Source organism: Pseudomonas sp. B10(2017), assembly GCF_002113295.1.
GTDB classification, from domain to species: Bacteria; Pseudomonadota; Gammaproteobacteria; order Pseudomonadales; family Pseudomonadaceae; genus Aquipseudomonas; species Aquipseudomonas pudica.
Genome location: NZ_NEJU01000031.1, coordinates 14148 through 35515, shown reverse-complemented (window position 1 = coordinate 35515; position 21368 = coordinate 14148). Strand labels below are relative to the sequence as shown.

Here is a 21368-nt window from a genome sequence, read left to right as displayed (position 1 = left end):
CGTGATCCCTGTGGGAGCGGGTTACCCGCGAAGAAGACACCGCGATGGATGGCACGGGCTTCGCCCGTGTTCGCGGGCAAGCCCGCTCCCACAGGGATCACGCCAGCTTTTAGAAATTGAGCAAGACAGTTGCTCCCACAGGTATTGCACAAGGCCCAGGCCTGTGGTGATCCTGTTTTCGCTGGCAAGCCAGCTCCCACAGGTATTGCACAAGGCTCAGGCCTGTGGTGATCCTGTTTTCGCTGGCAAGCCAGCTCCCACAGGTATTGCACAAGGCTCAGGTCTGTGGTGATCCTGTTTTCGCTGGCAAGCCAGCTCCCACAGGTATTGCACAAGGCCCAGGCCTGTGGTGATCCTGTGGGAGCTGGCTTGCCGGCGAAAGGCCCGCAAAGCGGGCCCCGGTTCTGTGGCAAACTGTTCCCGCCAAGGAGAACCCCATGCCCAGACCCCGCTGCGAGCGCTGCCAGCGCCCGCTCGACCATTGCCTCTGCCCACTGATCCCCGCGCTCGACAGCCGCACCCGCGTCATCCTGCTGCAGCACCCCAGTGAAACTGCCCATGCCCTTAATACCGCCCGCCTGGCCGCCCTTGGCCTGAACAACGCCGAGTTGCGGGTAGGTGAGGTATTCGATGACCTCAACGAATTGCTGGCGACCCCCGGTTACCGGCCAGCCCTGCTGTTCCCGGGTGACGACGCGCAGGAGTTGGTGGCCTATGGAGAAACGGAAGTCCAACCATTGCTGTTGATCGTGCCTGACGGCACTTGGCGCAAGGCGCGCAAACTGCTGTACCTGAACCCGTTGCTGGAGGCGTTGCCGCGGGTGACGCTGGGGGCTGTCGCGCCTTCACGCTACCGCTTGCGCAAGGCGCCGGAGGCGGGTGCGTTATCGACTATCGAGGCGGTGGTGGGAGCGCTGAACGCGTTGGAGCAGCCTGCCTGTTTCGATGCGCTGCTGGCACCGTTCGAGGCGTTGATCGAGGGGCAGATCAGGGCCATGAGTTTGGAGACGTTCCAGCGTAACCATGGTAGCGAGTGAGGGCAGGGGGCCGCAAAGCGGCCCCGGCTATCTCGAACCCGATCAACGCATATCAGGCAAACGCGCCTCGGTGCGTACTTCGGTGGTAGCCAGCGCTTCCGGCGGCAGCGAAATACGCTGCTTGCTCAGCAGCTCGCCCATGGTTGCCAGCACGCGGTAGCGCGAGAACTCCTCTGTATAACGCACCTCGGTGTAGCGGCGGTCGGCGTTGTACAGCTCGTTTTCACTGTCGAGCACGTCGAGCAGGGTACGTTGGCCCAGGCCGAACTGGTCCTGGTAGGCGGCACGCACGCGCTTGGTGGTCTCGGCGTATTCACGCGCAGTCGGTAGCTGCTTGCTCGCGTTGTTCATGGCGTTCCACGCCAGGCTCAGGTTTTCGGTCAGTTCACGCAGGGCGTTGTTGCGGATGTCCAGGGCCTGGTTGACCTTGTGCGCGTCGGAGTTCAGGCGAGCTTTGTCACTGCCGCCGCGGAACAGGTTGTAGTTCATTTCGACGCCGGCTTGCCAGTCGTTGTTGTTATGACCTTTCTCGCCGCCGGTGTTGTTGTTGGCACCTGTGGCCAGAATGGCATCGAAGCGAGGATAGAAGGTGGACTTGGCCACTTCGTACTGCTTCTCGGCGGCATTCACATCGGCCTGGGCCGACTTGATATAAGGGTTGTTCTGGCGCATGCCTTCACGCGCCTGTTCGAGGTCGGCCGGCATTTCCACCTTGATCGACTGCGGGCTTTCCAGCTCGTCCGGCATGCGGCCGACGACGCTGAAGAAGTTGGCCTCGGCATCGGCCAGGTCGACTTCGGCGGTGTCCAGGTTGTTTTCTGCCAGGGCGCGACGTGCGCGGGACTGGTCAAGGTCGGCGGTGCTGCCGACGCCGCGCTCGTTGCGCAGGCCGATCTGGTCGTTGACTCGCAGGTGGGCTTGCAGGTTGTTCCTGGCCAGGGTCACCAGTTCACGGCGCTTGAGCACTTCCAGGTACACCTCGACTGCACGCAGGGCGACATCCTGGGCAACGGCCTGGGTGTAGTAGGCGCGGGAGGTGGAGACCGCTTCGGTGCGGCCCACTTCATTCGAGGTGTTGAAGCCGTCGAAGATCATCTGCCGCAGGCGCAGCTCGGACTGGGTGTAGTTGAGGGTTTCCTTGTTGTGGTTGCCCTCGGCACGAGTCGAGGTGTTGTCCGAACGCTGGCGGCCATAGCCGGCAACCAGATCCACGGAAGGGTAGTAGCCACCACGCGCGAACTTCACATCCTCATCGGCCGACAGCTTGCTGTTGCGGTTGGAGCTGACCTGTGGGTGGTAGTCCACGGCGCTCTGGACAGCCTCGGTGATCGACATCGCCTGTACGTTGGCACTCGCCAGGGCCAACAGTAATGCACTGGTGATGGGGTTCAAAACGCGCATGGTACATCTCCCTGATCCTGAAATTGATCCTGCTGCTCGCCAAAAAAATGACGATAAAGTTATTGCATATAGTGTTGCAGGTTTTTAATAACACAGCTAAGTACATTCAACGCGATATATAAGAAGATTTATTCATATCAAATCGCCATATAATATATAAATTGTCTAATTGGCGAACAGAAGTATCCAGGGAATGGCAGCGGAAAAATCCATGAAAGCCAATGAATGCGCGGGCTTCAAGGAGTTCCAGAATCATTCCGGATAAGGAGAATGGCCGTTAGGCAAAATTGATATTTGGCGACAGAATATTGTCACTTTGGCTTGTGAAGGGTTTTCTGGCTGAGGATGTACAGGCTTACCAGGACGGCGCTGATCAGCATGAAGGTGCGCGCCCAGAACAGGGGCACCAGATAGCAGGACAGGCCGATGCTGGCCCACATCAGGCCGATGGCGTAGACCTTGCCCTTGAGGGGGATGCCTTCACCACTTAGGTAGTCACGGATCCATGGCCCGAGCTTCGGGTGATGGACCAGCCAGTGATGAAAGCGCGGCGAGCTGCGGGCAAAGCAGGCGGCCGCCAATAGCAGGAACGGGGTGGTGGGCAATACCGGCAGGAATATCCCCAACACCCCCAATGCAACGCTGAGCCAGCCAATGGCCAGCAGCAGGTAGCGCACAGGCGACTTAGTGGTGGCGTGGCTTGAGCAGCGCCGGCTTTTCGTCAGGGGCATGCAGCAGCAGGAACAGCGCCGTCAGCGCTTCGGGGATCTGTACGATCATGTCGTCCTGCAAGTTGGCGTTGCTGGCAATGTCGGCGAACTCCGGCTGCTCGTCGAACAGGCCCGAGCCGACCATGATCGGCAGCAACATTTCGCTGACTTCTTCCTCGGCGTTCTCGAACCAGGCCTCTTCACGCAGGAATACGCCTTCCATGAAGCCGATGCACCAGCCGCGCAGGTCGGAATCGTCCGGCTCGTCGGTCAGGTCGAGGTCGCATGGCAGCTCGAACTCGTCGTCGCTGGCCAGCTGGCGGGCGATGTGCGCTTTCAGCGCCACCAGGGTAGCCTCGATCTCGGTGCGCTGAGCGTCGCTGGCGTAGTGCGGCTCTTCAGCGAACAGGGCATCGATCCACTCGCGCTCGGGCACTTCCTCGGCATTGATCGAAAGGGCGGTGAGGTAGCCGTGGGCGGCGACATAGTCCAGCGCTTCCTCGTGCAGCTCGTCGGCGTCGAGGAAGGCTTGCAGGCGGGTCAGTTGCTCGGCGAAGGACATTACAGGGCTACCTTGGGGAATAAACGATAACGAATTCTAGCACCTTGCGACGGCAGCGGGGCAAAGGGAACGTCTATCGCCGTGGTGCCCTGCGCGAGGCAGTGCTGCGGTATACTCCGCGATTTTTCATCCAGGGGCAGGTATTACTGGCTGCCTGGCAAAAACCGCTTACGCATTCGGCGTGTGCGGGGCGGGTTTTTCGTCCAGCCTGTATCCGGGATGGTACGGCGATTTGTGGAGTTGCACATGCTCGAACAGGCTCAGCGCGTTCTCAAGGACGTCTTCGGCTACGACAGTTTCCGCGGGCGCCAGGCAGCGATCATCGACTGCGTGGCCAATGGCGGCGATGCCTTGGTTCTGATGCCCACCGGCGGCGGCAAGTCGTTGTGTTTCCAGGTGCCGGGGTTGCTGCGCCCGGGCCTGACGGTGGTGGTTTCGCCATTGATCGCGCTGATGGACGACCAGGTCGCCACGCTCGACGAACTGGGGGTGCCGGCCGCCGCGCTGAACTCCACGCTGACCCCGGAACAGCAGCGTGACCTGGCCGGGCGCCTGCGCCGTGGCGAAGTGAAGATGCTGTACCTGGCACCGGAGCGCCTGGTGCAGCCGCGCATGCTCGACTTCCTGCGTGACCTGGATATCTCGCTGTTCGCCATCGACGAGGCCCACTGCGTGTCGCAATGGGGCCACGATTTCCGTCCCGAATACCTGCAACTGGGCCAGTTGGCCGAGCTGTTCCCGCATGTGCCGCGCATCGCGCTGACCGCCACCGCCGACATGCGCACCCGCGAAGAGATCGTCCAGCGCCTGCACCTGCAGGGCGCCGAGCGCTTCCTGTCGAGTTTCGACCGGCCCAATATCTTCTACCGCATCGTACCCAAGGAGGCGCCACGCAAGCAGCTGATGGCCTTCCTCGGCGAGCGCCGCGGCAACGCCGGCATCGTCTATTGCCTGTCACGCAAGAAGGTTGACGAAACCGCCGCCTTCCTCTGTGACCAGGGTTTCCCGGCGCTGCCGTATCACGCCGGCCTGGCTGCCGAGACGCGTGCGGCCAACCAGCACCGCTTCCTCAACGAGGAAGGGCTGATCATGGTCGCCACCATCGCCTTCGGCATGGGTATCGACAAGCCCAACGTGCGCTTTGTCGCCCACCTTGACCTGCCCAAGTCGCTAGAGGCGTATTACCAGGAGACCGGCCGTGCCGGCCGCGACGGGCTGCCGTCCGATGCCTGGATGGCCTACGGGCTGCAGGACATGGTGATGCTCAAGCAGATGCTGCAGAACTCTGAAGGTGACGAGCGTCACAAGCGCATCGAACAGCACAAGCTCGACGCCATGCTGGCCCTGTGCGAAGAGACACGCTGCCGCCGCCAGTCGCTGCTGGCCTATTTCGACGAAATCCTCGAGCAACCCTGCGGGCACTGTGACAACTGTGTCGACCAGGTGCAGACCTGGGACGCCACCGAGCCGGCCCGCCAGGCGCTGTCGGCGGTGTTCCGCACCGGCCAGCGCTATGGTGTCGGTCACCTGGTTGATGTGCTTCTGGGCAAGGACACCGAGAAGGTGCGCAATTTCGGCCACGAGAAACTCTCGGTGTTTGGCGTCGGCAAGGGGCTGGCCGAAGTCGAGTGGCGTTCGCTGTTCCGTCAGTTGGTGGCGCGCGGCCTGGTCGACATCGACCTGGAAGGCTACGGCGGCCTGCGCCTGTCCGACAGCTGCCGGCCGCTGCTGCGTGGCGAGGTGACCTTGCAGTTGCGCCGTGACCTCAAGCCGCAGACCACCGCCAGAACGTCGTCCAGTGGTGGCAGCCCGGCCAGCCAGCTGGTGCGTGCCGAAGAGCGCGAACTGTGGGAAGCACTGCGTACCCTGCGCCGCAAGCTGGCCGAGGAGCACAGTGTGCCGCCCTACGTCATCTTCCCCGACTCGACGCTGCTGGAGATGTTGCGCAGCCAGCCGGTCAGCCTCAGCGACATGGCCCAGGTCAGCGGCGTGGGCGCGCGCAAGCTGGAGCGCTATGGCCAGGCCTTCCTCGAGGTGCTGAACAACAGCGGCGGCACCGAAGAAGCACCGAAAGTGGTGCTCGACCTGCGTCACGAACTGGTCAGCCTTGCCCGCGCCGGCATGACCCCGGCACAGATCGCCGGGCAGCTCAACTGCAGCGAGAAGAACGTCTACAGCCTGTTGGCCGAGGCGCTGGGCCGACAGGAACTGAGCTTGGAACAAGCCTTGGACCTGCCGGAAGACCTGTTGATGGAAGTGCAGGATGCCTTCCTCGATGGCGAGGGCGAGCTGCCAGCGGTGTCGACGATAGCGCCGCAGTTCGGGGGGCGGGTGCCAGAGGGCGTGCTTTACTGCGTGCGTGCAGCACTGGCGGCAGAGTTCGAACTGTGAGTGGTGACAGGGTCGAAGGCAGAACTGCCAACTGCTGACCTTGGTCATGTTTTTTGACGATTATCGAGCATTCCAGAGGGCCCGAGCCTTGCCTCGTGGGACGGGCCATGGTTAGCTGCCTAATAATTAGATCTGTTCAATGAGTTGCTTATGCCCCTGACCGACAACCAACACCGCTTCGGCATGCAGCTGGCCCAGATGTCCCGAGGTTGGCGTGCCGAGTTGGACCGCCGCCTGGCCGGGCTCAACCTGTCCCAGGCGCGCTGGCTGGTGTTGCTGCACCTGGCCCGTTTCGAAGATGCCCCGACCCAGCGTGAGCTGGCCCAGAGCGTGGGCGTAGAAGGCCCGACCTTGGCGCGCCTGCTCGACAGCCTGGAGGCGCAGGGGCTGGTACGCCGGCAGGCGGTACTGGAAGACCGGCGGGCGAAGAAAATTGTGCTGTGCCCGCCGGCCAAGCCGCTGATCGACCAGATCGAGACCATTGCCAATCAACTGCGGGTTGAACTGTTCACCGGCGTGGACGAGGCGGAGCTGCAGGTGTGCATGCGGGTGCATGCCAAGATCCTGGCCAACCTGGAGAAGTCCTGAGAGGGCCTGTGAGAGCGGGTTTACCCGCGAATGGCACCGGCTTCGTCGGTGTTCGCGGCTAAAGCCCCTCCCACAATGTGTCCGGCACCTAGAAGGTATGCCCCAGGTTCAGGTATACCGCCTGCTCATGTGCACTGTTGGCACCATAAGTGAAGTTCAACGGCCCCAGCGGCGTCTCCAGCCCCAGGAAGATGCTCGCCGCGTTGATGTACCCGCTGTCGAACTCGTTGTCGTTGTTCCACGCACGCCCTCGCTCCAGCGACCCGCCGATGTACAGCGGGAAGTCCAGCGGCACGTAGGCCCGTGGCGTCAGGCGGCGGTAGTACACCATGCGCATCAGGCTCACGTTCTGCCCCGACACCGAGTCCTGACGGAAGCCTGACAGCTCCCGCGCGCCACCCAGCACGAAGCTCGACGTCACCACTTCGGTATCATCCAGCGTGCGCCCGTAGCGCCCGCCCAGCACGAAGGTGTTCGGCCCGCTGCTGATAGCCTTGTCCAGGTTGAACATCCACTGCCGGTAATCCTGGTCGGAATCCAGCGACTGGTCATATTTGCGCAAGGTCAGGCCGATATCCTCGCCGCGGTGCGGGAAGTACACATTGTCGAGGGTGTCGAACGAATACTTCAGTTCGTAGAAACCTTCGTTGAAACTGACCTTGGGCAGGTCCTGGTCGCCGATGCGCACCTCGGCTTCGCCCCAGGCCTTGCCCACGCCCAGGCGCACCTCTCCACTGTTGCCGATCTGCCGCCCCACGTTCAGACCAAAACCGTATCGCTCCAGGCGGTACTCGGCCACCGGGTCGTTGTCCAGGGTGGCTTCGATGTTCTGCGAACCGAAGTCCAGGTATGGCGCGATGAAATAGCGCGAACCCACGTCCAGCGGCTGGTAGAACTCGCTGTAGAGCTCTTGCTGGTCGCCGATCTGGCCACGGGTCAGCCATTCGGCGCCGAGGCTGTTGATGCCGTTGACCCGGTAGCTGGCGCCCAGGTTGAAGGCGCTGTCGCCGCGCAGGTCGTCCGACAGGTTCAGGCCCAGACGCAGGTAGTCGGTGCCACCGCGTCGGCCACGGGCGTTGATCACCAAGGTATTGTCGTCGCCCTTGTGCACCACGCGGTACTGCACCCGGTCGAAGTAGTCCAGGCCGTACAGCGTGCCCATGTCGGTCTGCAGGCGGCCGAGCTCCAGCGGTGCGTCGATGGGTTGGCGAATGTACGAGCGGATGACCTCGTCGCTGACCTTGGAGTCGTTCTCGATCCTGATCGCGGTGATCGTCGGCGTGCGCTGGCGCGGCGAACGGGCCACGGCCAGGCTGTTGTCACCTTCGGGCTGACGCAGGGCGGCAAGGCGCGGGTCGAGCAGGCGGGTGGCGCGGTAGCCAGCCTCGATCATTTCCCGGGCGCGGCCAAAATCGGTAACGCCAAAGGCAGTCAGCGGTGGCTGGATGAGGATGTCGTCGCGGTGCAGGCTGGCCAGTTGTTCTTCCGAGTTGCGGCGGGTCATCAAAGTGATCGACTGGTTGAGCACATCGACCACGGTGGCCAGCTGCTTGCGGTCACGCAGCGGGGTGCCGATGTCGACCACGATGGCCAGGTCCACCCCCATTTCGCGGGCGACATCCACCGGGATGTTGTCGACCATGCCGCCGTCCACCAACAGCCGGCCGTCCAGCTCGACCGGGGCGAACACCGCCGGGATCGACATGCTGGCGCGGATCACCTGGGGCAGGTGGCCGCGGCGGAACACCACCTTTTCGCCACTGGCGATGTCGGTGGCCACGGCGCGGAACGGGATAGGCAGCTTGTCGAAGTCGCGGGTGTCGGCGGTGTGCGCCAGCTTGCTTTCCAGCAACAGCGCCAGGTTCTGGCCCTGGATCACCCCCAGCGGCAGGCCCAGGCTGCCGTCGTCGCGAAAGCTGAGCTTCTGCTTGACCAGGAAGTCGCGATCATCCTGCTTGCGTCGGAACGGCACGTCCTTGCGCGGTGGAGCGTCGGACAGCGCCTGCTGCCAATCGAGGGTGGTGGCGAGCTTTTCCAGCTCCTCGACACTGTAGCCAGAGGCATACAGGCCGCCGACCACCGCCCCCATGCTGGTGCCGGCGATGGCGTCGATGCGCACGCCCTGTTCCTCCAGGGCCTTGAGCACACCGATGTGGGCCAGGCCGCGGGCCGCGCCCCCCGACAGTACCAGGCCAACCTTGGGCCTGGCCGGTTCGGCGGCGAATACCGTCAGGGTGGTGAGGGCAAGCAGGAAACAGAACAGCAAACGGCGCATCGTGAGTCTCAAACCGTGGGCTAAAGACCGCTAGTATAAGCGGCCCCTCACCTGGAGATGCGTCACCATGGCCGACAGCAAACCGGAAATCGTCATCACGTATTGCACACAGTGCCAATGGCTGCTGCGTGCCGCCTGGCTGGCCCAGGAGCTACTCAGCACATTTGCCGACGACCTTGGCCGAGTGGCCCTGGAGCCCGGCACCGGCGGTATCTTCCGCATTACCTGCAATGGCGTGCAGATCTGGGAGCGCAAGGCCGACGGTGGCTTCCCCGAGGCCAAGGTGCTGAAGCAGCGGGTGCGCGACCAGATCGACCCGCAGCGTGACTTGGGCCATAACGACCGCTGAATCAGGCGCCCTCGGCCAATGGTCGCTGCCTGGGCGGTTGTTCGGCCGCCAGGCGGCTGGACAGCACGATGGCGAAGATGATCAGTGCGCCGCCCAGCAGCATGCGCAGTGTCGGAGTTTCGGCGAACACCACCCAGGCCACGGCTATGCCGTAGACCGGTTCCATGCCGAACACCACGGCGGCGGTACGCGCCTTGATCACCGACAGGCTGGCGACGAACAGGCTGTGCGCCACGCCGGTGCAGAAGATGCCGAGCAAGGCGATCCACAGCCAGTCCATGGTGGCTACGCCGGCCAGGTCCGGCGCCGCGAACGGCAGCAGGCACAAGCCCACCACCAGATTCTGCCAGAGCGCCGCCTGCACCGCGGGCAGGCGGCCGGAACCGGCGCGGTTGGTGAGTGACAACAGGGAGAACAGCAGCCCCGACAGCAATGACCAGAGCAAACCACCGGTGGCTTCACTGGCCAGGTCGAATGCCGGTGTGACCAGTACCAGGCCGATGCTTACCAGCAACACCAGCAAAGCCTCGTTGCGGCGGATGCGTTCGCGGAACAGCAGGCCTTCGAGGATCACGGTAAAGGCCGGGAAGCTGGCGAAGCCGAGGGTGGCGATGGCCACGCCGGCGACCTTTACCGCGATGAAGAAACTGACCCAGTGCCCGGCCAGCAGCACGCCGCCGAGCAGCAGGCGGCGGGCGTCCTGGCCGTTCAGGCGTTGCCAGCCCGGCCCGGTCAGGCTGGCGAACAGGGCCAGGGCGAGCACGGCAAAGGCGGCGCGGCCGAAGACGATTATCGCCGGGCTGGCGCTGGTAGCCAGTTTGCCGAAGACGCCGGTGAGGCCGAAGAACAGCGCGCCGATGTGCAGGGCCCCGAGGGCGGTGCGGTGGTTCATGGGTGGTCCTTGCTCAAGATCTCTACTGACAGTACTGGCCTCTTCGCGGGCACGCCCGCTCCCACAGGTATTGCACAAGTCTCGAAAGCAGTGAGGTACCTGTGGGAGCGGGCGTGCCCGCGAAAGGGCCGGTACAGGCTCAGTGTATAGGCTCAGGAGAACGCATTCTGTCGCAAGACTGCTGTCAGTTGTCGCCAGACTCTCGCCGCAATGCCAACGGCGTACACCCGAACGCCCGCAACATCGCCGCCGAAAACGCACTCTGCGAGCTGTACCCCACCTGCGCCGCAATCTCCCCCATCGGCAGCAAGGTCTGCACCACCAGGCGCCGCGCCTTGAGCAAGCGCCGCTGGCGAATGTAGTCCATCGGCGTCATCCCGCATTCCGCCGTAAAGCGTGCATGCAGGCGGGCACTGGACAACCCGGCGATGCGCGCCAGGTCAGCCACTTGCAGCGGGTAGGCGGCATGCCGCTCGATATGCGCATCGAAGGCGGCATAGGGCAGGCGCTGGCTGGCTGCGACGCTGGCTGCCACCGTGGGGTTGAGGCTGGCCAGCAGCAGCGCTGCCCCTTGCCGGGCAATCAGCGGGTCGTGCATGGGGCTGGTCGCCAGCCAGTCCACCAATTGCTGCTGACGCTCGTCCAGGCCCAGTGCGGCGGGGCGGTCGAGCAGGCGGCGGCTGGCATCGGCATGTTCGCCCAGTTGCTCGCGCAACCAGTGGTCCCCTGGTACATCCAGCACCAGGCAATCGCTGCCGCCATCGCTGGCGCAGGTGTGATGGGCGCCCGCCGGTACCACGATCAGCCCCTGTCGATCGATCCCGGCGCCATGCCCCTGCACCTCGAACTCCAGGCGACCGCGCAGGCCGAACACCAGTTGCGGGTGTTCGTGGCTATGGGCGATCAGGCTGTCGCGGTAATGGCGCAGCGAGAGGATCGGGCCGGCGGTCATGGGGAGAGTCGTCCTCGCAGGGCAGAACCGCATTGTGCCTCATTCCCTGCAGTCCATCACTCGTAACGGTTTTGCCACCGCGCTGTCATCCGCGGCTGCCAGTCTCCAGCAAACTGCGCCGGAGCCTGCCCATGACCCATGCCGAACTGTCACGTGCCTCGCGCAAGCAACGCGTGCGTACCCTGTGGATTTCCGATGTGCATCTGGGCACCCGCGATTGCCAGGCCGAACACCTGTCGCGGTTCCTGAAAGGCTACCAGGCCGACCGCATCTACCTGGTGGGCGATATCATCGATGGCTGGAAGCTGCGCGGCGGAATCTACTGGCCTCAAGCCCACACCAACGTGATCCGCCGCCTGCTGACCATGAGCAAGCGCGGCACCGAGGTGATCTATGTCACCGGCAACCATGACGAATTCCTGCGCCGATACTCCAAACTGGTCCTCGGCAACATCCAGCTGGTGGACGAGGCCGAGCACCTGACCGCCGATGGCCGCCGCCTGCTGGTGATCCATGGCGACCAGTTCGACGTGATTACCCGTTACCACCGCTGGCTGGCGTTCCTCGGTGACCGTGCCTACGAGTTCACCCTGGTGCTCAACCGCTGGCTCAACCACTGGCGTGCCCGCTATGGATACGGCTATTGGTCACTGTCGGCGTACCTGAAGCACAAGGTCAAAGGCGCGGTGAACTTCATCAGCGACTTCGAGGATGCCATTGCCCACGAGTGTACCCGCCGCGGTTTTCATGGGGTGGTGTGTGGGCATATCCACCATGCCGAGATTCGCCAGGTAGGGGAGGTGGAGTACCTCAATTGCGGGGATTGGGTGGAGTCGTGCACGGCGCTGATCGAGCATTGGGATGGCACGATCGAGCTTTATCGGCTGGCGGAGGCGCAGGCGCGTGAAGCGCAGGCCGCGGCGGCGATGCGCGAACCGGCGTAGGGTTTGAGAGCCCTGAGGGCTGCGTTGCAGCCCTTTCGCGACACAAGGCCGCTCCTACAACGACCGCGTGAACCCGGAATTTACGCGGACCTTGTAGGAGCGGCCTTGCGTCGCGATGGGCCGCAAAGCGGCCCCAAAAAATCTACAGGCTGATCTTGCCCAACAGGATATCCCTGAACATCACGAAATCCCCGAACAGGCTATATAGCGGATGGGTAAAGGTCGCAGGCCGGTTCTTTTCGAAAAAGAAATGCCCGACCCAGGCAAAGCCATAGCCGAACACAGGCAAGGCCAGCAGCAGCAACCATTTGCCACTGCCGATGGTGTAGGCCAGCAGGGCAATCACCAGGCTGGTGCCGACGAAGTGCAGGCGGCGGCAGGTGGGGTTGCTGTGCTCGCCAAGGTAGTAAGGGTAGAACTCGGCAAAACTGCGAAAATGCGCTGTGCGGTTCATGGCAGTGCTCCGGGATTAATACTTCTGGACAAGATGCACGGCGTGGAGCCTGAATCGAGTCTAGAGTGACTGGCGAGGCCTATCAGTGACAATAGGCGCCAATTGAATATCCTTGGGGTTCACCGCAGGAGCGGTCAGCATAAAATGCCTGTCATGAGCGAAAGAACCACGTCAGCCAGCTGGGCATCAGGGATCGTGAAGGCACTCGAACTGGAAGGGCTGGACTGCCGGGCCATGTTCAAGCAGCTTGGGCTGGATTTCGCTGCTCTCGACGACCCCGATGCGCGCTTCCCCCAGGACTCCATGACCCGGCTGTGGCAACTGGCGGTGGAACTGTCGGGCAACGAGGCCATAGGCCTGAACATGGCACGGGTGGTGCGCCCGGCGTCGTTCCATGTGGTGGGCTATGCGTTGATGTCCAGCCGCACCCTGGCCGAAGGCTTCGAGCGCCTGGTGCGTTACCAGCGCATCATCGCCGAGAGCTCCGACCTCAGCTTCGTCCTGGGCCCCGAGGGCTATTCGCTGATCCTGACCGTACACGGCGACCATCTGCCACCGACCCGGCACAGTGCCGAGGCATCGCTGGCCTGCGCGCTGGCGCTGTGCAGCTGGCTCAGCGGCCGGCCGGTGCAACCGCGCCGGGTGCTGGTGCAGGGGCCGCAGCCAAAGGACATCGAACCGTACAAGGTGGCGTTCCATGCACCGCTGGTGTTCGGTGCACCGCACGATGCGCTGGTGTTCGAGCGCGCCGACATGGAGGCGCCACTGCCTACCGCCAACGAAGCCATGGCCATCCTGCATGACCGCTTTGCCGGCGAATACCTGGCGCGCTTCTCGGAAAGCCGGGTCACCCACCGCGTGCGCCAGGTACTGTGCCGCATCCTGCCGCAGGGCGAACCCAAGCGCGAAACCCTGGCCCAGGCCCTGCATCTGTCACAGCGCACCTTGCAGAGGCGGTTGCAGGAAGAGGGCACCAGCTTCCAGACCCTGCTCGACGATACCCGCCGTGAACTGGCCGAACAGTACCTGGCGCAGCCAGGCATGACCCTGCTGGAAACCGCCTACCTGCTGGGTTTTGCCGACCCCAGCAATTTCTATCGGGCGTTCCGCCGCTGGTTCCATGTCACGCCTGGTGAATACCGCGCCCGCCTGTGTGCGGAGCCCGAGGTGGTCAGTGACGCCAGAACGCCGGCATGCACAACACTAGCACGGTGATGATTTCCAATCGGCCGAGCAGCATGCCGCTGGCGAGAATCCACTTCGCAGCGTCCGGCAGTGTGGCGTAGTTGCCCGACGGGCCGATCACTTCACCCAGGCCCGGGCCCACGCCCGAGACCGTGCCGGCAGCGCCGGTCAGGGCGGTCATCCAGTCCACGCCAAGCAACGACAGCAGCAGCGCCATGACGCAGATGGTGATGGCGAAGAAGAACGAGAAGGTCAGGATCGAGCGCACGATTTCTTCGTCGAGGCGGTGACCGTTGTACTTCTGCTTGATCACCGCGCGCGGGTGGATCAGCTGGTTGAGGCTGGCCTTCAGCAGGATGTAGGCGACCTGGAAGCGGAAGATCTTGATGCCACCTGCCGTCGAGCCGGAGCAGCCGCCGACGAAACCCAGGTAGAAGAACAGCATGAGCGAGAAGTTGCCCCACAGGCTGTAGTCACCCAGGGCGAAGCCGGTGGTGGTGACCACCGAAGTCACGTTCAGCGCCACGTGGCGCAGGGCGTCGAGCCAGTGCAGGTTGGTGGTGGCCCAGTACCAGGTGCCTAGCACCAGCCAGGTGACCACCAGCATGCCCAGCAAACCCTGCACCTGCTGGTCGCGGATCAGTGCCTTGCGGTTGCCGCGCAGGGTCGCCACGTAAAGGGTGAAGGGCAGGCTGCCGAGGATCATCACCACCACCGCGACCCAGTGCACGGCTGGAATATCCCACTTGGCCAACGACTGGTCGGAGGTGGAAAACCCGCCGGTGGAAATCGCCGACATGGCGTGGTTGATCGCATCGAACGGGCTCATGCCTGCCCACCAGAAGCCCAGCGCGCCGAGGATCGAGAAACCGACGTACACCCCAACGATCGACTTGGCGACCATGTGCGAGCGCGGCATGACCTTTTCCGAGCGGTCGGAGGACTCGGTCTGGAACAGGCGCATGCCACCGATGCGCAGCAGCGGCAGGATCGCGACCGCCATGCCGATGAAGCCGATGCCGCCGAGCCAGTGCAGCATCGAACGCCACATCAGGATGCCCGGTGACATGTTATCCAGCCCGCTGAGCACGGTGGCGCCGGTGGCGGTGATGCCCGACATGCTTTCGAAGAAGGCATCGGTGTAGCTGATGTGCTGGGTCAGCAGGAACGGCAGGGCGGCAAACACGCATACCACCAGCCAGCTGCTGACGGTCAGCAGGTACATGTCGCGCGGGCGCAGGTGCACATGCTCGGGGCGGCCCTGGAGCACCAGGGCCAGGCCGGCTATGAAGGTGATCAGGCTCGACCAGAGGAACGAAGGCATGTCACGGGTGCGTTCGAAGATCACCAGGGTCACCATGGGGACGGCCATGCTGACGGCGAGGGTAATCAGGAAGATGCCGATGATGAAACCAATGATCCTTAAGGTCGGCAACGCCATGTGATCTGCTCTGACTCGAAACGGAAGGGCGCCATTCTACCTATGGGTCTGGTGATGTAAACGCTAGAATGGCGGCACATTTACCTGCCAGGAGGGTAGCCGATGGAGGCTCTCGACGCATTGCTCAACCGTGTTTCCGTGCCACGCCTGACCGACCCGGCGCCCAATGCCGCCCAGCGCGAGGCGCTGTTCCAGGCCGCTCTGCGCGCCCCGGACCACGGCCAGCTGCGGCCTTGGCGCTTCCTCACCATCGAAGGCCAGGGCCGCGAGAAGCTGGGTGAATTGTTCGCCGAAGCGCTGCAGCACAAGGGGGACGCCAGCCAGGCTGCCCTGGACAAGGCCCGCGCCATGCCCCTGCGGGCGCCGTTGCTGATCGTGGTGATTGCCAAGTTGCAGGACCACTTCAAAGTGCCCAAGTCCGAGCAGCGGCTGGCGGCGGGCTGCGCGGCACACGGCATCCTGATCGCGGCGCATGCCCAAGGTATCGGTGCAGTGTGGCGCACCGGGGACATGGCTTTCGATGCCCATGTGCACAAGGGCCTGGGGCTGGCCGCGAACGAGGAGCTGATCGGGTATCTGTATGTGGGTACGCCGCTGACCGAGCCGCGTACGGCGCCTATTCTGGAAACCGCTGGTTTTGTCAGTGCCTGGGGCGAGTAACGCAGCCTTGGGCTGCTTGCAGTATCAAAGCATCCGGCCCTTTCGCGGGTAAACCCGCTCCCACAGGTGTGGCGCAAATTTCAGGCCTTGTACAGTACTTGTGGAAAGGGCGGGTGCCTTTACAGCGCTTCAGCCGCCCGCTGCTTCCACAGGTGTGGCGCAAATTTCAGGCCTTGCGCAAGTACCTGTGGGAGCGGGTTTACCCGCGAAGAGGCCGGGGGCATTTACATCACATCAACTGCCTGTCGCTTCAGTCACAGGCAACTCCAGTCGAGCCACAAAGCCCCCCTGCGGATGGTTCTCCAGCACCAGGCTGCCACCATGGCGCTCCGCCGCCTTGCGTGCAATCGCCAGCCCCAGCCCATGCCCCGGCGCTTCCTGCCCTGGCGCACGGAAGAACGGTTCCCCCAGCTGCGCCAAGTGTTCCGCCGCCGCCCCCGGCCCATGGTCACGCACGCTGATCACGATACGGTCCTGTTCGCGCACGGCGCTGATTTCAATCGGCTGCCCCTGCGGGTTGAAGCGCAGGGCGTTACGCAGCAGGTTGTCGACGGCACGCTCGATCAGGGTTGGCCAACCTTGCAAGGTCAACCCCGGCTGAGCCTCCAGGCGCACGTCCTGCTCTGGTGCGCTGAGCTGGGCGTCCTTGCGCACGCTGCCGAGCAGGGCGTTGAGGTCGACCGGCTCGGCATGGGCCTGTTCGGCATCGACCCGCGCCAGGGCGAGAATTTCGCTGATCAGGTCTTCCAGGCGGTCGCATTCGCGGGTCAGGCGTGGCCACAACGCCTCACGCTGCTCGGGCTCGGCGCGCTCGGCCAGGGCCAGGGCGATACGCAGCCTGGCCAGCGGTGAGCGCAGTTCATGGGACACATCGCGCAGCAACTGGCGCTGGCTGCCGATGGTGCTTTGCAGGCGCGCGCCCATCTTGTTGAAGTCCTTGGCCAACACGCCGAACTCGTCACGCCGCGCCGCCAGCTGCGCCAGGCTGTTCTGCTGGTAAGTGGTCTGGCCCAGGTCATGCACGGCGCTGCGCAGGCGACTGAGCGGGCGGGTGATGGACAGGGTGACCAGCAGGCTGAACAGTGTCAGCACCACCAGGGCAATGCCCAGCGCACTGAGCGGCCACAACAGGCTTTCGCGGTGCCAGGCATCCAGCGCCGGGTGAGGGATGCGGTAGATCAGCAGGTACGTTTCGCCGGTGTCGGGGCTGGTGTATTCCTCGGTCAACCGGCGCCACGGCAGGCGCCGCTGGTCATTGTGCTGGCGTGCCTCGAAGGCCGCCGCACGGCGCGGGAAGGTGCCGGGCACCACGGCTTCGCCACTGTCGTCGAGCACCTGCACGTCAATCTTGTAGCGGTCCTTGCGCCGTTCCAGGAAGTGCTGTGCCGAAGCCAAGCCTTCCTGCTCGTAGTGCTTGGCCCACTTGCTGGCCAGGGTATTCAGGCCCGGGTGGCGGCTGAGGATCCAGGCGTCCTGGTTGAGCATATGGCCGAGCAGGATCGACAGGCCCGCAACCAGGGTGATGGCCAGCCAGAAACTGGCCAGGATGCGCCAGAACAGTGAACGCAAGTGCACCTCCTGCAAACAAGAAAAGCCCGGCTCGCTCTGAGGCGGGCCGGGCATCGGGCGGACAGCTTACTGGGCCTTGTTGCCTTTTTCAGCTTTCCAGGCCTGGAACTCCTGCCACTCGGCTTTCTGTGCGGCGCGTTCCTTCTGCAGTTCGTCGAACTTCTTCTGCTGCTCAGGCTTGAGCAGGGCACGGACCGCGCTGTCAGTCTTGTCGCGGTTGGCCTGCAGTTCGTCCTTCATCGCCTTCTGGTCAGCGGCCGGCAGTTTGGACAGGTAGCGCTCGGTAATGTCGCGGCGCTGTTTCATCTGTTCGCCCATCAGCTTGCCGATCTGCTGGCGCTGGTCACGGCTCAGGTCCAGCTGGTGGAAAGGCGCATCACCGCGATGATGTGGGCCGTCGTGGCGCGGGCCGCCTTCAGGCATGGCCATGGCCACGGTCGGCAGGGCGGCGGCGAACATCAGGGCGATAAGGGTCTTGCGCATGGTGTCTCTCCTTTCATGGGCCGGTGGTTACCGGATGAGCACAGTCTAGGGAGATCACCGTCAAGCGCGGTCAGTGGATGGTAAAGGCTCGGTAAAGATGTTCAGAGGCAGTAGTAATAGCCACGGCTGCGCAGGGCGACGATGCGCGGCCGGCCATCGGCGTGGGGGCCGATCTTCTTGCGCAGGTTGCTGACGTGCATGTCCAGGCTGCGGTCGTACAGGGTCAGCTTGCGGCCCAGGCCGATCTGCGCCAGTTCCTGCTTGTCCAGCGGCTCGCCGGGTTGGCGCAGCAGCGCTTCGAGAATGCGGCTTTCGGACAGGGTCAGGGTCATTTCGCGGCCATCGATACTGGCCACGCCACGGGCAGGGCTGTAGACCAGGTCGCCCAGTTCCACCTGGCTGGTGGTGGCGGTGGGGTGGCTGCGGCGCAGCACGGCACGCAGGCGAGCGGTGAGTTCACGCGGGTCGCAGGGTTTGGCCAGGTAGTCGTCAGCGCCTAGTTCCAGGCCGAGGATGCGGTCCAGCGGCTCGCCGCGGGCCGAGAGCATCAGCACCGGCAGTTCGGCATGCTCGCTGCGCAACTGCTTGAGCAGTTCCAGGCCACTGCCGTCGGGCAGCATCACGTCCAGCACCACGGCCGCCGGGGCATGCGTGGCCAAGGCATGGCGTGCGCTCTGGCCATCGTGGCAGGCGCGCACGGTAAACCCTTCCTGGGTCAGCCAGCTGCCGAGCAGCTCGCACAGCTCCTGGTCATCATCTATCAGTAACAGCTCGCTCATGACTCACTCAATTCAACCATTGACGGCGGCTATTCGGCCCGCCAGTGGCAAAGATACCGCAGACTGATGGCAACAGTATAACTGCCGGTACCGCGCGGCCTTCTTCGCGGGTTTAGCCGCGAAGAAGGCCGCGCGGTCTCAGGTCAAGGCAGCACTTGCTTGAACGGCTTGACCACTACCTTGTCGTACACGCCCGCGGCAATGTAAGGGTCGGCATCGGCCCAGGCCTGCGCCGCGGCCAGGGAGTCGAACTCGGCAACGATCAGGCTACCGCTGAAACCCGCTTCGCCCGGGTCGTTGCTGTCGATGGCCGGGTGCGGGCCGGCCAGTACCACGCGGCCCTCCGCCTCCAGCTGCTGCAGGCGTTCGATGTGCGCCGGGCGGGCGGCCAGGCGTTTTTCCAGGGAGTTTGCGACGTCGCTGGCGATGATGGCGTAGAGCATGTCAATCCTTGGGTTTGGAGGTAGAAGGGTCGTCGTGCAGGTGGCGCGACAGGTACACGCCCTGCGCCACGAGGAACATCACGGTCATGCCCAGGCTGCCGAATACCTTGAAGTCGACCCAGAAGTCCTGGAAGGTGAAGGCAACGAACAGGTTGGCCGCGCCGCAGAACAGGAAGAAGCCGATCCAGGCCAGGTTCAGGCGGGTCCAGATGGCATCGGGCAGGCTCAGGGCGTGGCCCATGATGCGCTTGATCAGCACCCGGTCGCCGATGAAGTGGCTGCCTGCGAAGCCCAGTGCGAACAGCCAGTTCACCACCGGCGCCTTCCATTTCAGGAAGGTTTCGCTGTGGAAGGTCAGGGTCAGGCCGCCGAACACCAGGCAGGCCACCAGAGTCAGCCACTGGCCCTTTTCCAGCTTGCGCTGGCGCAGGAACAGCGCGCCGTAGACTACCAGCGAGCTGATGATCAGCATGGCCGTTGCACTGTAGATGCCGCCGAATTCGAAGCTGTGGCCGGCGACTTCCATGGGACGCGGGTCGAGCTTGTAGACGATGAAGAACAGCAGCAGCGGGATGAAATCGATGAATTGTTTCACAATGGCAGCCAGAATCGGGATGTGACGGCATAATAACAAACATCGATTCCAGCGAAAGCGCTCCTCCATGAATGTTGATCTGCACTGTCACAGCACGGCCTCCGACGGCGCCCTGTCGCCCTCGACACTGGTCGCCCGGGCCCATGAGCACGGGGTGCAAACGCTGGCACTGACCGACCATGACACCATCGAAGGCCTGCCCGAGGCGCGCCAGGCGTGCCGCGACAGGGGCATGCACTGGGTCAGCGGGGTTGAGCTGTCGTGCACCTGGGGTGGCGCGACCATCCATGTGCTGGGCTATGACTTCCCGCTCGACGCGCCACCCCTGCTGGCGGCGATCGAAGCGCTGCACCATGGCCGCTGGCTGCGCGCCGAAGAAATCGACAAACGGCTGGCGGCCAAGGGCATGCCTGGTACCCTCGACGGCGCCCGCGCCGTGCAGCACGAACTGGGCGATAGCGGCAACGCCCCGGCGCGGCCGCATTTTGCGGAGTACCTGGTGCGTGCCGGGCACGTCAAGGACCGCGGCGAGGCGTTTCGCAAATGGCTGGGGGCCGGCAAGCTGGGGGACGTCAAACAGCACTGGCCGACCCTTGACGAAACCGTTGCCACCCTGCGGCAGTCCAACGCTTGGGTGAGCCTGGCGCATCCCATGCACTACGATCTGACCCGCAGCAAGCGCAGAAGGCTGATTGCCGACTATATTCAGGCAGGCGGGCAGGCGCTTGAAGTGGTCAACGGGATGATGCCTGCCGAGCAGGTGGGCACCATGTCCATCCTCACCCGTGAGTTCGGCCTGCTGGCAAGCGCCGGCAGTGACTTCCACGGCCCCGGCACCTGGGGCGAGATCGGTGCCTACCGGCCTTTGCCCGAGGACCTGCCACCTCTGTGGCGCCGATTCAGTCATGAACAGCCTTTGGCGGTATGAACAGGATGACTACGTGAGCCAATTTTTCCAGATTCATGCGGAGAATCCGCAGGCGCGCCTGATCAAACAGGCCGTCGAGATCATCCGCAAGGGCGGCGTGGTGGTGTATCCGACCGACTCGGCCTATGCCCTGGGGTGCCAGATCGGCAACAAGGCAGCGATCGAGCGGGTGCGGCGCCTGCGCGGCCTGGACAAGACCCACAACTTCACCCTTATGTGCTGCGACATGTCGCAGCTGGGGTTGTACGCCAAGGTCGACACCGGCACCTTCCGCCTGCTCAAGGCCCATGTGCCCGGGCCTTACACCTTCATCCTCAATGGCACCCGCGAGGTGCCGCGCCTGCTGCTGCACGAAAAGCGCCGCACCATCGGCTTGCGCGTGCCGGACCATGCCATCACCCTGGCCCTGCTGGCCGAACTGGGCGAGCCGCTGATGAGCGTGAGCCTGATCCTGCCGGGTGACGACGAGCCGATGACCGACCCTTACGAGATCCGCGAGCGCCTGGAGCATCATGTGGACCTGGTAATCGACGGCGGTTTCGGTGACCTCAAGGCATCGACCATCATCGACCTGTCCGGCGATGAGCCGGAGCTGGTCCGTGAAGGCTGCGGCGACCCCACGCCGTTCCTGGTCAACGCGTGAGTCAGACGGAAGCACCTGAGGCGCCGGCCGAGCAGGCCGAGGTACCTCGACAGCTGCAGTTGGCCCTGGTCTATGGCGAGGCCCTGA

22 protein-coding genes are annotated in these 21368 nt (G+C 63.9%); 9 read left to right on the top strand and 13 right to left on the bottom strand.

What is annotated here, in order from left to right:
- Positions 1-437 precede the first annotated feature (437 nt).
- Positions 438-1037, top strand: a complete 600-nt coding sequence (locus CAF92_RS25195; RefSeq protein WP_085602247.1) for a tRNA-uridine aminocarboxypropyltransferase — start codon at positions 438-440, stop codon at positions 1035-1037.
- A gap of 42 nt (positions 1038-1079) precedes the next feature.
- On the opposite strand, the gene CAF92_RS25190 is transcribed toward CAF92_RS25195, so the two are convergent.
- The 3 genes from CAF92_RS25190 to CAF92_RS25180 all read right to left on the bottom strand — a co-directional run bounded on the left by CAF92_RS25190 (position 1080) and on the right by CAF92_RS25180 (position 3710).
- Positions 1080-2438 (bottom strand): TolC family outer membrane protein, encoded by a 1359-nt coding sequence (locus tag CAF92_RS25190; protein ID WP_046614659.1) that lies wholly within the window; start codon positions 2436-2438, stop codon positions 1080-1082.
- 311 nt (positions 2439-2749) lie between these two features.
- Positions 2750-3169, bottom strand: coding sequence for a YbaN family protein (locus CAF92_RS25185; protein ID WP_153671540.1), 420 nt, complete (start codon positions 3167-3169; stop codon positions 2750-2752).
- Positions 3123-3710 carry a YecA family protein gene (locus CAF92_RS25180; RefSeq protein ID WP_025340148.1) on the bottom strand — a complete coding sequence of 196 codons (588 nt, stop codon included), beginning with the start codon at positions 3708-3710 and terminating at the stop codon, positions 3123-3125. Before CAF92_RS25180 ends, CAF92_RS25185 begins: the two co-directional genes overlap by 47 nt.
- A gap of 246 nt (positions 3711-3956) precedes the next feature.
- Here CAF92_RS25180 and recQ point away from each other — a divergent pair, with 246 nt between their 5' ends.
- Both recQ and CAF92_RS25165 read left to right on the top strand, forming a co-directional pair.
- Positions 3957-6101: a DNA helicase RecQ gene (recQ, locus tag CAF92_RS25170; protein ID WP_085602246.1), complete on the top strand. Its 2145-nt coding sequence runs from the start codon at positions 3957-3959 to the stop codon at positions 6099-6101.
- Between the two features lie 150 nt (positions 6102-6251).
- Positions 6252-6689 (top strand): MarR family transcriptional regulator, encoded by a 438-nt coding sequence (locus CAF92_RS25165; protein ID WP_046614656.1) that lies wholly within the window; start codon positions 6252-6254, stop codon positions 6687-6689.
- 88 nt (positions 6690-6777) lie between these two features.
- Here the strand turns inward: CAF92_RS25165 and CAF92_RS25160 are convergent, their stop codons facing one another.
- On the bottom strand, positions 6778-8964 hold the full coding sequence (locus tag CAF92_RS25160) for a patatin-like phospholipase family protein (RefSeq protein ID WP_085602245.1): 2187 nt from the start codon (positions 8962-8964) through the stop codon (positions 6778-6780).
- Between the two features lie 67 nt (positions 8965-9031).
- Here CAF92_RS25160 and CAF92_RS25155 point away from each other — a divergent pair, with 67 nt between their 5' ends.
- Positions 9032-9313, top strand: coding sequence for a SelT/SelW/SelH family protein (locus tag CAF92_RS25155; protein ID WP_003259082.1), 282 nt, complete (start codon positions 9032-9034; stop codon positions 9311-9313).
- A 1-nt stretch (position 9314) separates the two neighbouring features.
- On the opposite strand, the gene CAF92_RS25150 is transcribed toward CAF92_RS25155, so the two are convergent.
- Positions 9315-10205: a DMT family transporter gene (locus CAF92_RS25150; protein ID WP_085602244.1), complete on the bottom strand. Its 891-nt coding sequence runs from the start codon at positions 10203-10205 to the stop codon at positions 9315-9317.
- A 184-nt stretch (positions 10206-10389) separates the two neighbouring features.
- A complete protein-coding gene (locus CAF92_RS25145) occupies positions 10390-11157 on the bottom strand; it encodes an AraC family transcriptional regulator (protein WP_046614651.1) in 768 nt (255 codons plus the stop codon).
- A gap of 131 nt (positions 11158-11288) precedes the next feature.
- Between CAF92_RS25145 and CAF92_RS25140 the strand changes: the two genes are divergently transcribed.
- Complete coding sequence (locus CAF92_RS25140) at positions 11289-12101, top strand: UDP-2,3-diacylglucosamine diphosphatase (protein ID WP_085602243.1); 813 nt, start codon at positions 11289-11291, stop codon at positions 12099-12101.
- A 142-nt stretch (positions 12102-12243) separates the two neighbouring features.
- On the opposite strand, the gene CAF92_RS25135 is transcribed toward CAF92_RS25140, so the two are convergent.
- On the bottom strand, positions 12244-12555 hold the full coding sequence (locus tag CAF92_RS25135; protein ID WP_046614649.1) for a DUF962 domain-containing protein: 312 nt from the start codon (positions 12553-12555) through the stop codon (positions 12244-12246).
- 153 nt (positions 12556-12708) lie between these two features.
- On the opposite strand from CAF92_RS25135, the gene CAF92_RS25130 reads away from it, so the two are divergent.
- Positions 12709-13770 carry an AraC family transcriptional regulator gene (locus CAF92_RS25130; RefSeq protein ID WP_046614648.1) on the top strand — a complete coding sequence of 354 codons (1062 nt, stop codon included), beginning with the start codon at positions 12709-12711 and terminating at the stop codon, positions 13768-13770.
- On the opposite strand, the gene CAF92_RS25125 is transcribed toward CAF92_RS25130, so the two are convergent.
- Positions 13727-15181: a TrkH family potassium uptake protein gene (locus CAF92_RS25125; protein WP_046614647.1), complete on the bottom strand. Its 1455-nt coding sequence runs from the start codon at positions 15179-15181 to the stop codon at positions 13727-13729. The two genes, CAF92_RS25130 and CAF92_RS25125, sit on opposite strands and share 44 nt — an antisense overlap.
- Before the next feature lie 102 nt (positions 15182-15283).
- On the opposite strand from CAF92_RS25125, the gene CAF92_RS25120 reads away from it, so the two are divergent.
- On the top strand, positions 15284-15841 hold the full coding sequence (locus CAF92_RS25120) for a nitroreductase family protein (RefSeq protein ID WP_085602242.1): 558 nt from the start codon (positions 15284-15286) through the stop codon (positions 15839-15841).
- 234 nt (positions 15842-16075) lie between these two features.
- On the opposite strand, the gene CAF92_RS25115 is transcribed toward CAF92_RS25120, so the two are convergent.
- The 5 genes from CAF92_RS25115 to CAF92_RS25095 form a co-directional block, all read right to left on the bottom strand.
- Entirely contained in the window at positions 16076-17416 is a 1341-nt protein-coding gene (locus CAF92_RS25115) for a HAMP domain-containing sensor histidine kinase (protein ID WP_085602241.1), read from the bottom strand.
- Positions 17417-17476: 60 nt separating this feature from the next.
- A complete protein-coding gene (locus CAF92_RS25110) occupies positions 17477-17893 on the bottom strand; it encodes a Spy/CpxP family protein refolding chaperone (protein ID WP_025340137.1) in 417 nt (138 codons plus the stop codon).
- 101 nt (positions 17894-17994) lie between these two features.
- Positions 17995-18672 (bottom strand): response regulator transcription factor, encoded by a 678-nt coding sequence (locus tag CAF92_RS25105; RefSeq protein WP_046614644.1) that lies wholly within the window; start codon positions 18670-18672, stop codon positions 17995-17997.
- Between the two features lie 143 nt (positions 18673-18815).
- Positions 18816-19115 (bottom strand): YciI family protein, encoded by a 300-nt coding sequence (locus CAF92_RS25100; RefSeq protein WP_085602240.1) that lies wholly within the window; start codon positions 19113-19115, stop codon positions 18816-18818.
- Position 19116: 1 nt separating this feature from the next.
- Entirely contained in the window at positions 19117-19710 is a 594-nt protein-coding gene (locus tag CAF92_RS25095) for a septation protein A (protein ID WP_003259096.1), read from the bottom strand.
- A 67-nt stretch (positions 19711-19777) separates the two neighbouring features.
- Here CAF92_RS25095 and CAF92_RS25090 point away from each other — a divergent pair, with 67 nt between their 5' ends.
- The gene (locus CAF92_RS25090) at positions 19778-20638 is read left to right on the top strand and encodes a PHP domain-containing protein (protein WP_046614642.1); all 861 of its coding nucleotides are present in this window, start codon (positions 19778-19780) and stop codon (positions 20636-20638) included.
- 13 nt (positions 20639-20651) lie between these two features.
- Positions 20652-21281 (top strand): L-threonylcarbamoyladenylate synthase, encoded by a 630-nt coding sequence (locus CAF92_RS25085; protein WP_046614702.1) that lies wholly within the window; start codon positions 20652-20654, stop codon positions 21279-21281.
- Positions 21282-21368 lie beyond the last annotated feature (87 nt).

Bases quoted from the DNA above. Each gene is read 5' to 3' on its own strand.
- CAF92_RS25185 (WP_153671540.1), bottom strand. From the start codon at position 3,169: ATGCCCCTGACGAAAAGCCGGCGCTGCTCAAGCCACGCCACCACTAAG.
- recQ (WP_085602246.1), top strand. From the start codon at position 3,957: ATGCTCGAACAGGCTCAGCGCGTTCTCAAGGACGTCTTCGGCTACGAC.
- CAF92_RS25130 (WP_046614648.1), top strand. From the start codon at position 12,709: ATGAGCGAAAGAACCACGTCAGCCAGCTGGGCATCAGGGATCGTGAAG.
- CAF92_RS25140 (WP_085602243.1), top strand. From the start codon at position 11,289: ATGACCCATGCCGAACTGTCACGTGCCTCGCGCAAGCAACGCGTGCGT.
- CAF92_RS25105 (WP_046614644.1), bottom strand. From the start codon at position 18,672: ATGAGCGAGCTGTTACTGATAGATGATGACCAGGAGCTGTGCGAGCTG.
- CAF92_RS25190 (WP_046614659.1), bottom strand. From the start codon at position 2,438: ATGCGCGTTTTGAACCCCATCACCAGTGCATTACTGTTGGCCCTGGCG.
- CAF92_RS25125 (WP_046614647.1), bottom strand. From the start codon at position 15,181: ATGGCGTTGCCGACCTTAAGGATCATTGGTTTCATCATCGGCATCTTC.
- CAF92_RS25135 (WP_046614649.1), bottom strand. From the start codon at position 12,555: ATGAACCGCACAGCGCATTTTCGCAGTTTTGCCGAGTTCTACCCTTAC.
- CAF92_RS25165 (WP_046614656.1), top strand. From the start codon at position 6,252: ATGCCCCTGACCGACAACCAACACCGCTTCGGCATGCAGCTGGCCCAG.
- CAF92_RS25180 (WP_025340148.1), bottom strand. From the start codon at position 3,710: ATGTCCTTCGCCGAGCAACTGACCCGCCTGCAAGCCTTCCTCGACGCC.
- CAF92_RS25195 (WP_085602247.1), top strand. From the start codon at position 438: ATGCCCAGACCCCGCTGCGAGCGCTGCCAGCGCCCGCTCGACCATTGC.
- CAF92_RS25160 (WP_085602245.1), bottom strand. From the start codon at position 8,964: ATGCGCCGTTTGCTGTTCTGTTTCCTGCTTGCCCTCACCACCCTGACG.
- CAF92_RS25110 (WP_025340137.1), bottom strand. From the start codon at position 17,893: ATGCGCAAGACCCTTATCGCCCTGATGTTCGCCGCCGCCCTGCCGACC.
- CAF92_RS25120 (WP_085602242.1), top strand. From the start codon at position 15,284: ATGGAGGCTCTCGACGCATTGCTCAACCGTGTTTCCGTGCCACGCCTG.
- CAF92_RS25090 (WP_046614642.1), top strand. From the start codon at position 19,778: ATGAATGTTGATCTGCACTGTCACAGCACGGCCTCCGACGGCGCCCTG.
- CAF92_RS25150 (WP_085602244.1), bottom strand. From the start codon at position 10,205: ATGAACCACCGCACCGCCCTCGGGGCCCTGCACATCGGCGCGCTGTTC.
- CAF92_RS25145 (WP_046614651.1), bottom strand. From the start codon at position 11,157: ATGACCGCCGGCCCGATCCTCTCGCTGCGCCATTACCGCGACAGCCTG.
- CAF92_RS25100 (WP_085602240.1), bottom strand. From the start codon at position 19,115: ATGCTCTACGCCATCATCGCCAGCGACGTCGCAAACTCCCTGGAAAAA.
- CAF92_RS25155 (WP_003259082.1), top strand. From the start codon at position 9,032: ATGGCCGACAGCAAACCGGAAATCGTCATCACGTATTGCACACAGTGC.